The organism is Collinsella aerofaciens (genome assembly GCF_901212495.1).
Lineage (GTDB): Bacteria > Actinomycetota > Coriobacteriia > Coriobacteriales > Coriobacteriaceae > Collinsella > Collinsella aerofaciens_H.
This window is the reverse complement of the sequence record NZ_CAAKNY010000084.1, coordinates 39,573-54,787: the sequence shown is the minus strand read 5'-3', so window position 1 is coordinate 54,787 and position 15,215 is coordinate 39,573. Positions and strand designations below refer to the sequence as shown.

Annotated in this window: 12 protein-coding genes; 4 read left to right on the top strand and 8 right to left on the bottom strand. The window is 62.4% G+C overall.

Features of this window, described 5'->3' with window-relative positions; genetic code table 11:
• Window positions 1-157 precede the first annotated feature (157 nt).
• The 3 genes from SFLMC1_RS10470 to SFLMC1_RS10460 all read left to right on the top strand — a co-directional run bounded on the left by SFLMC1_RS10470 (window position 158) and on the right by SFLMC1_RS10460 (window position 3,631).
• Window positions 158-820 carry a TetR/AcrR family transcriptional regulator gene (locus SFLMC1_RS10470; protein WP_152074169.1) on the top strand — a complete coding sequence of 221 codons (663 nt, stop codon included), beginning with the start codon at window positions 158-160 and terminating at the stop codon, window positions 818-820.
• 63 nt (window positions 821-883) lie between these two features.
• Window positions 884-1,891: a DUF5692 family protein gene (locus tag SFLMC1_RS10465; RefSeq protein WP_152074170.1), complete on the top strand. Its 1,008-nt coding sequence runs from the start codon at window positions 884-886 to the stop codon at window positions 1,889-1,891.
• Between the two features lie 237 nt (window positions 1,892-2,128).
• Window positions 2,129-3,631 (top strand): hypothetical protein, encoded by a 1,503-nt coding sequence (locus SFLMC1_RS10460; RefSeq protein ID WP_152074171.1) that lies wholly within the window; start codon window positions 2,129-2,131, stop codon window positions 3,629-3,631.
• A gap of 52 nt (window positions 3,632-3,683) precedes the next feature.
• Here SFLMC1_RS10460 and SFLMC1_RS10455 read toward each other — a convergent pair whose 3' ends face one another.
• The gene (locus SFLMC1_RS10455) at window positions 3,684-5,036 is read right to left on the bottom strand and encodes an ATP-binding protein (protein WP_152074172.1); all 1,353 of its coding nucleotides are present in this window, start codon (window positions 5,034-5,036) and stop codon (window positions 3,684-3,686) included.
• Between the two features lie 374 nt (window positions 5,037-5,410).
• Here SFLMC1_RS10455 and SFLMC1_RS10450 point away from each other — a divergent pair, with 374 nt between their 5' ends.
• Window positions 5,411-5,854: a hypothetical protein gene (locus tag SFLMC1_RS10450; protein WP_152074173.1), complete on the top strand. Its 444-nt coding sequence runs from the start codon at window positions 5,411-5,413 to the stop codon at window positions 5,852-5,854.
• A 221-nt stretch (window positions 5,855-6,075) separates the two neighbouring features.
• Here SFLMC1_RS10450 and SFLMC1_RS10445 read toward each other — a convergent pair whose 3' ends face one another.
• The 7 genes from SFLMC1_RS10445 to SFLMC1_RS10415 form a co-directional block, all read right to left on the bottom strand.
• Window positions 6,076-7,092 carry a hypothetical protein gene (locus SFLMC1_RS10445; RefSeq protein ID WP_152074174.1) on the bottom strand — a complete coding sequence of 339 codons (1,017 nt, stop codon included), beginning with the start codon at window positions 7,090-7,092 and terminating at the stop codon, window positions 6,076-6,078.
• A 211-nt stretch (window positions 7,093-7,303) separates the two neighbouring features.
• On the bottom strand, window positions 7,304-7,999 hold the full coding sequence (locus tag SFLMC1_RS10440; protein WP_152074175.1) for a hypothetical protein: 696 nt from the start codon (window positions 7,997-7,999) through the stop codon (window positions 7,304-7,306).
• A 572-nt stretch (window positions 8,000-8,571) separates the two neighbouring features.
• On the bottom strand, window positions 8,572-9,111 hold the full coding sequence (locus tag SFLMC1_RS10435) for a transposase (protein ID WP_222838074.1): 540 nt from the start codon (window positions 9,109-9,111) through the stop codon (window positions 8,572-8,574).
• Between the two features lie 593 nt (window positions 9,112-9,704).
• A complete protein-coding gene (locus tag SFLMC1_RS10430; RefSeq protein WP_226798361.1) occupies window positions 9,705-9,899 on the bottom strand; it encodes a hypothetical protein in 195 nt (64 codons plus the stop codon).
• A 166-nt stretch (window positions 9,900-10,065) separates the two neighbouring features.
• A complete protein-coding gene (locus tag SFLMC1_RS10425; protein WP_152074177.1) occupies window positions 10,066-10,404 on the bottom strand; it encodes a cupin domain-containing protein in 339 nt (112 codons plus the stop codon).
• Window positions 10,405-10,447: 43 nt separating this feature from the next.
• Complete coding sequence (locus SFLMC1_RS10420) at window positions 10,448-10,786, bottom strand: cupin domain-containing protein (protein ID WP_152074178.1); 339 nt, start codon at window positions 10,784-10,786, stop codon at window positions 10,448-10,450.
• Between the two features lie 24 nt (window positions 10,787-10,810).
• The gene (locus tag SFLMC1_RS10415; protein ID WP_222838073.1) at window positions 10,811-15,187 is read right to left on the bottom strand and encodes an acyl-CoA dehydratase activase; all 4,377 of its coding nucleotides are present in this window, start codon (window positions 15,185-15,187) and stop codon (window positions 10,811-10,813) included.
• Between the last annotated feature and the right edge of the window lie 28 nt (window positions 15,188-15,215).

Genomic DNA, 15,215 nt, shown 5'->3' with positions numbered 1-15,215 from the left:
GCCGCGGCACCCCTCTTTTTTGCAGGCCGTGCATGCTCCCATGCCGTTCACCTGCCATTGTTGACATTGTGTCAAAAATAGTATTGACGAACCGTCAACAATATTCAAGACTGTTAGGCGAATGGTCGGGCTCAAACGGATGAAAGGCGGCAAACTCATGGGCAACAACACAGCAGATACCTCTGTGGTCGATGCCGTCCCCGCATCCGATAGCGCGGCAAAGCGCCTGACGGGCGACGAACGCCGTCGCGAGATCCTCGCCGCCGTGCGCACCGTAAGCTCCGAGCTGGGCGTGTCGCATCTATCTGTCTCGGCCGTGACCAAGCGAGCCGGCTGCACGCGCTCGCTGTTCTACCACTACTTCGCCGATATGGACGCCGCCGTCACCGCCGTGATGGACGATGCGATCGACGGTTTTATCGCCGAGCTCGAGCAGTGGAATGCCAGCCGCGTCGTCGGTGATATCGAGGGCGCACTCGACACTGTCGCTCCGCTCTTTAAGCGCCTGGTCGCCAGCGGCCACGAGCTGCCGAGCACACTCACCTCGAGCAGCGGCGCACTCTACGGCGGCTTTTTGCACAACGTGGTCCAGCGCGTGGCGCAGTATATCTGCGACACCACCGTGGTGGATTTTGTCGCCCATCACGAGCTACGCATCGACCATGTCTACGAGACGTTCTACACCCTCATCATGGGGTTGTTGATGTATATCCGCACGCACCCCGATGTGCCCGACGAGACGGTCAAGGAAATCATCGCCTCGACGCTCCACATCGAGGGCTACACCGCCAAGTATCCGGAGCGCAAGCCCCGGAACTGACGACATTTGGCCAAACTGTCCGCGATCGGAAGAGGGGCCGCGGGCGTGTGAAAGGAGAGCAGCATGCTGTTCGATGTTTGGGGTAGCAATACCCTTATCCACTGGGTCGGCTGGGCCATGGTCTTTATCGGCCTGATCGTGCTCAACGAGGTCGGCCGCCGCACCAAGCTCGGCGCGGCTATCATCTTTGGCGTGGCTCCGCTGGCCATGACCATCTACTGCGTCGCCATCGCCATCGGCGTTTCGCAGGGTGCCGAGTGGGCGCTCACCAACCCCACCCATGTGTATCAGAACAGCTGGTTCCACTACGCCAAGGTATACGCGGCGCTTGCCGGTTGCTGGGGCTTCATTGCCATTAAGTACCAGTGGGGCAAGATCGGCAAGGCGCATTGGTTCCGCGCGTGGCCGTTTGTGATCGTGGCCATCAACATCATGATCGCCGTCGTGTCCGACTTTGAGAGCGCCTATCACTTCTTTGTCCTGGGTCAGTCCACCTGGGTCACCTCCGAAGGTGCTACGCAGCTGGCCGGTTGGAACAACGTGTTCAACGGCATCGCCGGTATCATCAACATCTTCTGCATGACCGGTTGGTGGAGCGTCTACGCCTCCGAGGACAAGACCGACATGCTGTGGCCCGACATGACCTGGGTCTACATCATCGCCTACGATATCTGGAACTTCTGCTACACCTACAACTGCCTGCCCACCCACTCCTGGTTCTGCGGCTTTGCGCTGCTGCTGGCGCCCACCGTCGCCGCCTTTATCTGGAACAAGGGCGGCTGGATCCAGAACCGTGCCTTTACGCTGGCCATTTGGTGCATGTTTGCCCAGGTGTTCCCCTACTTCCAGGAGGAGTCCATCTTTGTGACCCACTCCACGCTCGACCCCGGCGCCGCCACCGCGGTCTCGATCGCCGCACTGGTCGTCAACATCGCAGCGATCATCTACATCATCTACCGCGCCAAGAAGCTCGGCCGCAACCCCTACAAGCAAGATGTCTTTGAGGGCACCAGCGATTGGGAGAAGGCCACCGCCCGCCGCGCCAAGGTTGATTACGCACACGCCGAGTAACGTGTTTATTCCGTCCGCATTTGGATGTAGGCAAACTTAGCCGATGCCGCAATCGCGCGTCATGCGCAGCCCCGGAAAGCGATTCGCCTGCTTTCCGGGGCGTTTTGTTGTTGCGCGCATTCACGCACATATTCAAAACCTCTCGCACAGATAAAATCAGATTTCCAACCGCCTGACGGCCCTATATGACGCCAATTTTGGGTACATTGTTGTCCCGATATCGAGCTTGGGGGATATATGAAAGATGAGACGATAGGCCAAGAGGATGCGGCCCAAGATGCAGAAGCGTGTGCCGAGGCCCTGGAGAGCCTAGACCAGATCGCGCTGGCCGAGATTGCGTTTGACGATTCGAGCGTTGATGCGCAGGATGAGCCGGAAATCGAGGCACAGCCCGATGATCAGGATGCAAAAGACGATGGCGCCGCGCCCACCGAAGACGAAGCGGGGCACGAGGAATCCGAATGCGAGGCCGACGACCAGCCCGAATCCGACACGAGCGAGGAAACCATCTTGCTCGACAGCTTGCCGGCCGAAGATTCGCTGACCCGCGAGCTCCCCGGCTTAGGCTCTGCGCCTGTCGTAGACGAGACCATCGCCATGGGTGATATTCCCCTTCCGTCCGTTCCTTCGGCACGCGAAGCCGAGGTTCGTCATCGTAAGATACCGCCCAGGCGCCGCAACCTGATGGTTGCCGGCGTTGTGGCCGTCGCGCTCGTCGCCGGCGGCGCAGGCTATGCTGCCTGGAACGGATATCAGCGAGAGCAGGCTGCCGCTGCCGCCGCCAGTGCGCACACGATGATGTCGGTGCAGATTGGCGTGCATGCTGCGGGCCTCGACTGCTCAACCGGCTCCAAGATTCCCGTACAGGTGAGCGGGCAGGATTCCGACGGTTCTTCCGTGAGCGAAACGCTCTACGTTGACGAGCATGGTCGCGGCATTAAGCTGCTTCCCGGCGATTACACGCTCTCCATTGCTGGATCCCCCATCGCGGAAGACGGCACCATCTACACTGTCCCGACCACCAAGGCGCAGGTCACCATTAAGAGCGATGGACAGGATTTGAGTGCCCAGGCCACCTTTAAGCTCAAGGTGCCTTCGGCCGACACGGTGACTGACGACCAGATCGATGCCGCCGCCAAGTATGCCGAGGAAGGCGGCGCGAGCTCTGCCGCCGCGGCAAAGATACTCCAGCAGGCGGCAATTACGCGCCGCGCTGCCGCCGCCAACGCCGTAAGCGCAAGCAAGGCACAGGCATCCCGTGATGCTGACGCTCGCCACAAGGCAACCGACCTCTACCAGCTCGATATTCCCGTCGAGTGGTACGGCAAGGTTGCGACCTGGCAAAACGGCAGCACGCTGTGCGTTTATCTGGACGGCGACGCCAACACACCGCTCGTGACGCTCGTCGCGGTGCGCGACGGCGAGACCTTTACCCCCGACGGCGGCGATACAGTTTTGGGCACAGTCAGCCTGGGCAACGGCTACACCGTCTATGCGAGCGGTCCTGTCTATCCGTATGTGGTCCCTCAAACCATCAACGGGCGCACGCAGAACCCTGTGTCGACCTACCCCATGGATACGGCGATTGAGCTTGTCGAGCTCACGACCGGCAACCGCTACACATACAACCAGATCAAAAACGACCTGGTCGGTAAAGACGGCAAGGCAGACGCCGCGACCAAACTCGAGACCGACTACCTCGCCCAGATTCTCCTGCCGAGCATCAAGGCCCAGAACTAGCTGTCCACGACCCAGGGCAGTCTTTTTTGGGGCTTTTTAGCTACTTTAAGGATTAGGCAAGAAGCCACTTCCATGCGGGCACAACGTGTACCACACCGTGCTCGCATGGAATATCGGCCTGCTCATCCATGGTAACGATTGCCGACTCGCCAAGATCGAACTGGGCCATCGAGGCATCAAGCGCGGCAATTTCGCGCTCGCGCGTTTTCTCGTTTGCCATATCCACACTCACCTGAATCAGGCTATAAGCCCGCATGAGAAGTGCGTCCCCAGCCACAAAGTCCACCTCATGGCTTTTGCTCTTCTCTTTGATCAGCAGGCGGTAGACCGATCCGATCCCCACCGCGGAAGTCCTTCTTCTTAGCGCGTTGAACACTGCGGTCTCGAGCCTCTGGCCCTGGTCCAATGCCGATGCAGGAGAGAATGCTCCAAACATCGCAGGATCGACAGCGTAGACCTTAGACGCAGACCGCGTATTATTTGCAAGTGAACGTGTGAACTCCGGCACCGAAAACAACAGGTAGGCATCCTCGTAATACTCGAGTAAATCGCTGAGCGAATTACGGCTGACGGGTATCTGTCTGCTCTTGAACTCGTTGTACACCTTGTTCACTGACAGCTCTCGTCCAGAAGATGCCATAGACCGCGTCAGGAACAGTGAGGCCAGGCGAGGGTTCTTGACGTCGTAGCGCTCAACGACATCCATGGCGACCGTTCGCGAAGCATATTCCTGTAGCAGCTGAATCGCGTCCGCGGGCGTCTGCTCAAGTGTCGCGATGAACCCTCCTCGCTCAAGATATCCGATCAGATGATGTCGAAGCAACGCTGCATCGCTCGGGGAAGAGGGCGCATCCGGCTCAGGAACGCTCCCCGTCTTATATCGGACGTATTCCGAAAAACTCAACGGAAAAAGCTCTCTTACAAGAGAACGGCCCCTGAACTCACTCTTAAGTTCTGAGGACAGCATCTTAGAAGAAGATCCCGTCACGTAAACGGTCGCTTTTTCCGTATCAACCACACGACGCAGAAACGCACCCCATTCGGGAACTTCCTGGATCTCGTCAAAGAAAAGGTAGGCGCCCTCGCCTCGAGCAGCAGGATATAGCGCATGGAATGTATCGAGCACATCCGCGAGCAGCGATGGCTCATACGGACGCAAGCGCTCATCTTCAAAATTAAAGTAAAGCATCCGGTCAAGCTCGATACCTTGATCCTGAAGCCGCCGCATCTCCTGGTACAGGCGATACGTCTTTCCACAACGACGGGTTCCCACAATCACATGTACGATGTTGTCGTGCTTTGGCTCCTGTGGGTTTCCCAGATCAAGGTCTCGCTCAAAGACCTGCGGAACTCCCTGTTGCTCAAAGTCCTTTATTTTCTGGGCCACCAGGTCGTTGAATGCCATGGTTCTCCAATCTTGCTCTTTTACTAATCAAGATTATATTGATTCTTGATTAACGAGAGAGCAAGATTGCGCGCAACTTGATTAATAGAACCACAAAGCATCAAGAGAGAATACACTGAAAATAAGCAGAGCCACTGGTTGACAAAACCACAGCCCCCGTCCGACGCACCCACCAAGGTCGACTGGAATGACCCCGAGCACGTGCATGCCGTCGACTCGCCGCCAGACTCACGACATCGGCTCATTGTTGGACGGAGACCGGTCCGACCGCGATGGATGGCCTCAAGCGGATCCATACGATCATCGAGAGCGTCACGGTGCATTGAACAGGGGAGGGAATAGACGATGATTGCAATGATTGGCCGGCGGAGACGGTGAAGCGCATAGCGGCGGTGATCCGCGAAGGACTCGCCGCCCAGATCACATCAGGTAATCTCACGTCGCAGGACATGAACGGCCATCGCGTGATCGCCGTGGACGGACCCGACAGCGGCGACGTCAAGACCATATACGAGATCGTTGGCCGAACGCTCGGATGGAATTCGGATGCCAGTGACGGGAACCGCCGCAGCGATTCCCGCGTGGACGCTGGGCGTTGGCGTGACTTCGTTCCCATCGGAGTGATTCATTACGGAGGAACCTCATCGCCCGCCCTGTACTTCGACGTGAAGAACGCGTTGTTCTACTCATGCAGGAGACGACGGAACGCCATGGTCACGATGATGGTGGGACGACCCGTTGCCCATCGCGTCCACCAGTATCAGCCGTTTCGGATCCAAATCGGTGCGGGCGTTGCTGACCGAACGCGCCCATTCTGATCCCGTGGTCCTGTCGGTATCGGAGTCGTCGCCTTTGCGTTTGAGACTCGAATCGTATCCGATGAGGATCTTCGACAACGGTTTGGCGATGTCGTTGTCGATGTTCTTCGACGACTATGGTGATTCGGAACCGAGGTCCTTGTCGTTGATGAACGAGTTGCCGGGATCGAGATAGGTCAGATGCGTCAGTACGGCGAGGTCACGCGCGTCCACGGCCATGATTATTCACCATCCTTGATGATCTCGGGGGCTGAGGCGTCCGCGCTGGCGGTGAATCCTCCCGTATACCAGGAGTCCCACGCGGGCGTCTCCGTCGAATGGCGCATAGCGTCCCGTGCGGCCCCGATGGTAAATTCGGCGCCGTCGATGCGTGTGATCTGCACGATCTCGTAGTGAACGTCCAGCCCATCTTTCCGCATGGCGGTGATGAACGCCGATGCGAATGCGGCAAATCGCTCACGGTCCGTCACGGTTTCCGGGGAGATGTAGATCTCCATGCTGCCAACGAAATACGAGGCGAGATCGTCGACGGCGGCGGACGGCGACAACCGCCATTGGGTCTCATTCTTCGGACCGGTGGGGCTGCTAATCCGGTAAACGCAGTCGAGATCGGGATGCGCCGCAAGGAACCGGTCGATCCGTTCCGTGAGATGACCGTTGTATTCGTCCCGGCGCAGCGCCGTGAAATACGTGTCCGCGACATACGGACCGAGATCGTTCCCGTCGGCACCATCGCCTTCCATATAATCCACTTCGAACACGTCGCCTTGCAACGGCCCCGATGCGGGCGTCACGTTGATCCACCATGTCGGGTCAAGTAGTTCCGGACGGTGGAATCCTTCTGATGCACGGAATTCCACACCATACCGCTCCGACATCCGGTCAAGCAGCGTCTCCGCCAGCGTGACCAGACGGAACAGTTGCGAGTCGGGCCAACCATCCTTCATACCGGCGACGTTCGCGTCCCGCTCCTGTCGATCGTTCAGCAGCGCCTTCGCTATCGAGATCTGCCTCGCTGTGGGTGTGACATCCATGTCGTATCTTTTCTTCGCGTATGGCGGCCAGTCCGAAAACGTCCCATTTCCGGTACCGCCGGCGCTCGCCCCGTTCGTATCCGCATCGGCGTGATGCGTGAACCATACGGGTTGAGTGCATCCGGTGAGTCCCGCGGCGATGGCGACGAGCGTCGCCATCGCCGCGGCGCATGCCGCCAGCCGTCGTCTACCCGCCCAACTCATTGGTCTTTCCATACGAGCCAGAGGATGAGACCGACCGGGCCGATGAGGAACGAGGCGACGAAGCCGATGATCGCCATCATGTTCCATTTCGGTTGTGGCCCGTATGTTTTGCTCGGATACTGCCCATACAGACCGGGAATTCATCATCGGATTGGTCATCATATTTTTCTCAGCAAGTTCTCGCCATGGATATTGCTTATATGCGCTCCCGCTACGTATATGCACCATAGCGCGGATCGGACGGCAAAGGGAACCGCGGATCGCACTGATCCGGCCACGAGACGGGTCCCGCATACGGATACGGCAGCTCACACCGCAACTGCTCGTAATACACGCGATATGCCTTGAACAGTTCAAGCTCCAACGTCGCAGGCACGCCGCCTATGGCGTAACGGAAATCATCGTTCGCATCCGGCAGTTGTTTCCAGCACAGGGAGTTCACCCACACATGCAGACACCCGTTCCATACGATCCAACCCGGCTTCATGCGGAAAGAGTTCATCAACCGCACCATCGCCTGCGACGGATTGCCGTTGTAGGGCGGCATGAACGATGGGTCGTCGATATGACCAAGCGAGCATGTGGAGAACGATGTGAGGCCGGTGTCTTCGGTGATGGGGAACGGGGCGCGCAAAACGCTGACGTCCATACGCCTGCTGCTGTCCCCCTTGTCGCCGATCTGTCTGGGGAATGGCCGCACCGGAGCGCAATACCGGCAAGACACAGTACTTGCCGAATGATTATTGAACGCATAACTGGACGCGCATGTGTGCAGCAATGGAATCGGCAGGTCGAATGCCTCGTGTTTGGCGCCGAAATGATCGATGCTCGCATCCCGGCTGCGGCTCCTCCAATGCATCCTACTCCAGCCCGGACGGTTCGCCCGCATATATGCCAGATAGCCCATCGCACGACCTCCGGTTCCATAGACAATGGTAAGAACCCAATTGTATCCAAATCACCATTCTCATCGGATCAGGCCTCGGCCATTGTTTATTCCCTTTCCGTGTTCTTCCTACCGTGAATGACGACCATGCGAGGGGTGCGGGAACCGGCGGATACCTCTGCGCGGGCTGCTGCGGCATAGGTGGCCTCGTATACGAGACTGGTGCCGGTGGATACTGCCAACTATCCTCGCCTCTCCGGAGAGTAGCAATCATCGGCTTCCCGTTGATGATGCACCGGGTCTTCGCCCTCTACTCGGAATCCCATTCCCGGAAGCTGCCCACCTGATGCGTGATATCGGCATCCACTAGCCCCGGATAGTCTCCGATCGGTTAATCGTCGAGCACGGCAATCTTGATGCCGGAACCATCGACGCCCTGCTTCCACGCGTTCCGCGCCACGTCGTTCTCCACCGGCCGACGCCAATCGGATGCATATGATTATCAGTGTTGGTGTAAAACTCGGTTCTCGAGGGTAGCCGCAGGCTGCCCGAGGAGCCGAGAATCGCCTAGAATGCCGCCATTCTAGCTCATGTCAGGCCGCCTTCCCGCCGGGAACGGGGCTGTCGGCCGCGACGAGCGCGATGATCCCGGCAGCGTGCTCCGCGCCCTCCACGGCCCTGCCGATGGAGTCGTCGTCGAGCCGGCGGCGGCCGGCCCAGTCCTCGTCCATCTCGGCGAACACCGCCCCCATCATCCTGATGGGCGACTTCCTGCTGGGGAACACCTGCACCACGCGGCCGCGGCGCCTGAGCTCGCGGTCGGTGCGCCCCTGCATGTTGTCGGCGCGAAGCCTCACGCGGTGCCCGTAGGGGAAGTCGAGGTAGGCCGGCGCGCCGGCCTCCGCCTCCTCGAGCACCTCGGCCGCCTTGGGGCAGAAGCCCTCTATCCGCCCGGTGGCCAGCTGGTACGGCTCGCGCACGAGTTCGGGGTCGCGCTCGGCGAAGACGGCCTTCAGGATGCCGGGCACGGCGGCGATCGCCGCGCGCAGCTTCGGGATCCTGAGGTTGATGGCGCCGACGCTAGCGGCGAGCGACGCTCGCGGTAGCTGTTCCTCTGGTTGCCGGCCTCGCATGCCTCGTCGGCCCGGGCGCCCATGATCTCGTTGACGAGCGACTCGGCCATCGCCCTTATGAGCTCGGCCATGTTCACCATGCCGTCGTCGAATCTGGGTATCTCGCCCGTGATGCCCGCCTGCTACTCTAAACTTTCCATGGTGGCCATCGTCCTTTCTTCGAATCCTTTACTTCGCAATAAAAGATTCTAGGAGATGGCCGCTTTTTCCAGCGGTCAGACGAAGTGACGCTTACACCAACTTTGGGGACACGATCCTCGTCTATGGCTTTGTTGACCATAAGTTTCTCTGGCTTTTAGTCTGATCCCTCGGGATCACGGGCGCTCTCCCGACGGTTGGGTCGTACATGCAAAGGCAGAGACCACATCCCGTTACCGTACAGACGATTCAGCTTCTTTGCATGACGCGCCCTTCAACGTCTTGTTGCACTCCATTCCTTTGCCCCACACCGCCCTGCCCACCACATGCCGTACAGACCCAACTCCGGACCCAGCTCCGTTCCAGATCTTGACAGTCCGCCTCTGCGGCCGCAACCACCTCTCACGGGACGGGGAGTCCGCCTAGAATATGCCGTCTGAATTAATGCCTAAAGTCTAACGCCAGGGGTCGGCCTCGAACATCGGCTCGCGCTCGGGACGGCGATCACTGTAGGGATCGTAGCCGTCATCGTCCTCGTTCTCGGCGCGAATGTAAGGGTCGCGCGGCTTGGACGCGGGCTTAGGCGCAGGCTTGGGTGCGGCAGGCGCGGCGTCGGCTACCGGTGCATTCGTCTCGTTCTCGTCTTTCATCTGAATAGCTCCTTGCCATGTGGTCACGTTCAACTTCATCGATTGTCGCACGAAAAAGGGCGGCGGACCCAATTTGGATCCGCCGCCCTTGGCGTTCGGCTCAAAGTGAGCCTTCTCCATCTCGTCGAGCGTGGTCGCGCCGCCTTTTCGTTCCCCGTCGGCCGTCCTACGCAGCCAATACCACCACGAGCAGCATTTTGAACGGGGTGATGCCACGCACCGCGTGCGGCGCGCCGGCGGGCATGACGATGCTCTCGCCCGCCCCCAGCTGATGCGGGACGCTGTTGACCGTAATTTCGCCAGTACCCTCGAGTACCGTGATGAGCGCGTCGCCGGGCGCCGCATGGCTGGACATGCCCTCGTCGGCGTCGATGGCGAAAACGGTGATTTTGGTGGCCGGCGCCTGCGCGAGGGTGAGGCTGTTGACCTTGCCGCCTTCGAGCTTCACCTGCTCGGCCAGCTTGAAGACAGTCTCCTTCTCGATGTTCTTGATGAGCTCTGCCATGGTTGTTCCTTTCTGCGATGGCTTTCTTTTGATAGACGTCCCCTTATAAGGATAGCTGCAGCAGCTTGATGGCACCCGCAGGCTCCACGGCATGCCGCACACCTGCGGGCACGAGGAGCACCTCGCCGGCGGCAAGTGGCACGGGCGCGCGCCCCTCCTGCGCGAAAGTGATGCCCGCGCAGCCTTCAAGCAGGTAGTACATGGTGTCCGCCGGGTACTCCTCGTCCGAGACGCTCTCCCCCGCCGCAAAGGACAGCAGCATGATCTGGCATACGTCTGAGAGCCGCGTGAGCGAGCGGCTCGAGACGCGACCGGGCTCGGCGTCGTCGATGAGTGACGTCAGCGGGCGCGCGACGTCGGTCGGCAGGTTTCGTAGCCCCATGGGGCCTCCTTTCTAAGATGGCACCTATATATAGTAAAGGTACGAACGAAGTTTCTCGATGTTCGAAGTGTCGAGCGTGCCGTCGAACGCGAGGCGCAGCACCGGCGCGCTGGCGGCCCCACCGCGCTCGATGTCCTCCCGCGCCTCGTCGTTATCGGCCTTGAGCCGCAGGATGGTGTCGACGTTCTCGTACATCGACGCCACCGTCACCACGCCCGCCGAACGCAGACGTTCAAGCGCGACCTTAGCGAAGCGATACCGCGCACCGGCTCCGCGGAAGCGCGGGATGCCTGCATCCGCCGCGGCAATGAGCTCGCCCGGATTCACGGCGAACGAGCTCGAACCCGCGCCGAGCACATTCTCAAGGGCGGCCGAGAGCGCAGCCATCTGGCAGCGAAAGGCATCGAGCAAAGACGCGCGGTCCGCCAACTCGTCCGCCGGGACAGCAAAGGGATCGGCCGGCACTTCGACGGCGGACACGGCATCGGAAGGTGTAGAGGCAGGGGCCGCGGCGACACCCGCCCGCGTCCCCGGCTCCCAGGGCATGCCCTTCACCCCGCTGCGAGACCCCTGCGAAGAGTCCTGCTCCCACTCGTCTTGCCACATCATCCAGAAGAACTCCGAGAGCGGCATGCGCGCGAGCCGATAGCCGCGCTGCGCGACCTCGTCCCACAGCTCACCCGTAAGCTCGTCGACATAGACCCAGGGCCACTCCCCCACCAAGGCGAGCCGCCTGACAGCATCGGGGGCATCGCCCCCTGCGAACTCCGCGACGAGCCGCGCGATCTGCGGCACGTCCAGCGAGGAAGCGCCCCCGGCGACAAGCTGCTCCACGCAGGCGCGCACGAAACCAGCCCGCCTCGACACCGGCAGCGCATTGGCGGCATCGCCCGCAAGGAGCACGCCGAAGAGCTCGGAAGCCGCCCCCGCGCCCAGCCGGCGGTTAAGCTCCCAGGGAAGGACCTCGAAACGCGGTGCGGCGATTGCCACGTCACCGTGGCCGCGCTGGCGCAGCACCGCGCGGACCACGCGGTCATATTGGTTATCGGCCTCGGCACCGCAGGTGGCAGGCAATGCCAGCGAGAGCGGCCCCGGGCCGGCGACCTGCTCCGCCACGAGCGCCGCGCCCAGGAACGCCGTGAACGAGCCATACTCCTTGGTGGACGTCGCCGTACGCCCGGCCTCGAGTGCCACGGCGTCGAGCGGGATCGCACGGGCGTCGAAGCCCCGCGCGCGCAGCCATGCGGCCGCGAGGTCGCCGTACGCGCCCACCCTGGGCACCGCCACGGGTACCGCGGGATCGAGCGCCTCGCCACCCTCGGGTATGACGGAGAGCGCCATCGAGGGGGCGGCGCAGTCGGCACCGGCGGCGCCCGCCGCGCACGCGACCCCGCCAGCCGCATCCCGGTGCACGCACGACGGCATAGACACAGCATCGGCCACGGCCGCGGCCGCGCCAACACCCGCAGGCGAGCTCACCCGCACCGCGTCCTCCTCAGAGAGATGCGCCAGCGCGTTCAGGAACGCCTCCACGCGCGTGATCACGCCCACGCGGCTGAAGTGCTCATCGCACTCGATCGTGAGGTAGGGCTTCTCACCCATCTCCTCGGCGAAGAGCTTGTCGAGCATGGTGTCGGGACCGCAGCCGTGGTTGGTGAGGTACACCGCGAAGAGCCGCGAATCGCGCCGCACCATCTTGGCGCCCGAGAGGATGTGCTGCCCAAACGGCCAGCAGATGCCGGGGTGGTCAGCCGAGACATCGATATCATGCGCGTGCAGGTGCCCGAGCGTGATGACCTTCTGTCCACGGTCCAGCAGAATCTCGGGGATTCCCATGTTGAGGGCACCATCGGAGATACCGTAGTTGCGCGTGATGAGCACGAGCACGCGCTCCCCCGGCGCGAGCGAACCCAAGATCTCGTCGCCCAGCGCCTCGGTCTTCTCACCAAAGGACGTGACGGCAAAGCCGCCCGCCATCATGGCCACGGCCGCCTCCTGGCGCGCATGGCCCAGCCGCTCGCCCAACCCCAGCAGCGCCTGCGCCATGGCCTCCTGGCCAAAATCCATGTCGAGCAGGGGGTTCAGTAGCTCGATGCCGCGCCGCTCCAGGCAGAGGGCGTCCGCCACCAAGCGCGGCGCCGTCTGCATATAAGGGCATGCGTAGTTGTGCGCCACACGCGAGCTCGCGTGCCGGATAGTGTGCAGGCTCGGCATGAAGATGTAGTCGGGTTCGCGCCCCGCGAGCCACGCCATGTGCCCGTAGATGAGCTTCACGGGATAGCAGGTCTCACCGCGCGCGTTCTCCTGTGCCAGGCGGACCTGCTCCTCGGTGGTATCGGGCGAGAGCAGCACGTTGTAGCCCAAGCGGGAGAAGTAGGCGTTGGCGAGCGGGAACAGGCGGTGCAACATGAGGCAGCGCGGGATGCCCACGGTCTTCTTGGCCGGGTCGATCTTGCCCGTGTAGCCCTCGAGAAAGAGCTCCTCGGTCTTTTTGTAGAACGCACGGTTGAGTGCGACTGCGTGCTCGTCCACGCCGCGCCCCGCGGCTGTCGTGCCGGAAAGATCGAACCCCTTGAACGCCGTGAGCTCGAAACCCGGCTTCGCGGCGGCATCGGCGGCCATGAGGGCCGCCCCCACCGCACCCGAGATGGCGAAGTTGGGCGACACCGTGAGCGCGTCAGGGTAGAACGACCGGAACGCCTCCACGATCGCGGGGTTGTAGGCGACGCCGCCCTGCAGCACGATATGCGACCCCACGCGCTTGCCGCCCACCACGCGGTGCAGGTAGTTGCGCACGATGGAGAGGGCAAGGCCGGCGGCTACGTCGCGCTTGGCGGCACCGGCGGAGAGGGCCGCACTAATGGCGCTCTCCACGAAGACCGTGCAACGCTCGCCCAGATCGACCGGTGCTTCGCTCGAAAGCGCGAGCGGTCCGTACTCGGCGAGCGGTATGGCGAGACGAGCGGCCTGCTCCTCGATAAAGCTGCCCGTTCCGGCAGCGCAAACCTTGTTCATCTGAAAGTCGGAGACCTGCCCGCCGGTGAGCGCGATGAACTTGGAATCCTGTCCGCCGATCTCGAAGACGGTGTCGACCTGCGGGTCGGCATGTGCCGCGCCGGCAGCCTGGCAGGTGATCTCGTCCACCACGGCGTCGGCGCCCACGAGCTTGCCGATGAGGCTGCGGCCGGAGCCCGTCGTGGCCACGGCGCGGACCTGCACCTCGGAACCCAGGCGGGCGGCCAGCGTTGCCAACCCCTCGCGCACGGCACGGCGCGCGTCGCCGCCAGTGCGCAGGTACTGGGCATTGAGCACGCGGCCACGGGGGTCGAGGAGGACCAGGTCCGTCGAGGTCGACCCTACGTCGATTCCCAAAAACACCGGGATGCGGCCGGTCAGGGGGTCGCGCTCCCAATCCTCGCGCGACAGCACGGCGAAGCCCTCGCCGGGACGGCACCCGCCGTCCGGCAACGGTGCCAAACGGGGCAGCTCGCTCGCCTGGAAGCGCGGGTGGTCGAGCACACCGCGCAGGGCATCGAGGGTCGCCGCCCCGCCGCCCGCCGCCGCGAGCTTCGAGGCATGGAGCGCCGCGCCCGCTGCCTGGAAGAAGAGGTTCCCCTCGCGTGCAATGAGCCCATCTTCGCCCAGCTTGAAGACCTCGCGCACGGCTCGCACCACGCCGGCGTTCAGCAGCACCCCGCCCGAGAGCGCCACGGGCGCCTCCACGGGCAGGCCGCGCACGATGAGCGCCTTGTAGCTCTTCACCATGGCGTAGCAGAGGCCGAGCAGAATGTCCTCCACGGGGACGCCCTCCTGCTGGCGGTGGATGATGTCCGTCTTGGCAAAGACGGCGCAGCGTCCCGAGATGCGTGGAACCTCATGTCCCTCGGCGCGCCCCACAAGTGCAGAGAAGTCCTCGATCCTGAGCCCCAGGCGGGTCATCTGGTCCTCGAAGAACGAGCCGGTACCCGAGGCGCAGCTCTCGTTCATGGCGAACTCGGGCACCGCCGCCGCGAGCCGGCAGACGAAGTAGGCGTTCTGACCGCCGATCTCGATGACCGAGCGGGCCTCCGGCGCCAGGATCTGTGCGCCGGAGGCAATGGCCGGCACGTCCTCGAGCACGGGCAGCGCGGCACCCGCCTCGGCGAGCGCACCTGCCCCCGAGCCCGTCGCCGCGATGCCTCCGCAGCCCTCGGGCGCCAGCGCCGCGGGCATGCCCGCGAGCAGGTCGCGCAGGCAGGCGACGGGATCACCGTAGTGCGGCCGCCGCGTGCTCCAAAGCACGGCCGGCGCGCCCCCCGCACCCGCGCCCTCCACCGCGGCTGCGCCCGTCCCGAGCGCGACCACCTTGACCGAGCTCGCGCCCATATCGATTCCCAGCGTGTAGTGCTGCGTCATAGCCATACGAAGACCCCTCCGCCCCCTCTCGGCG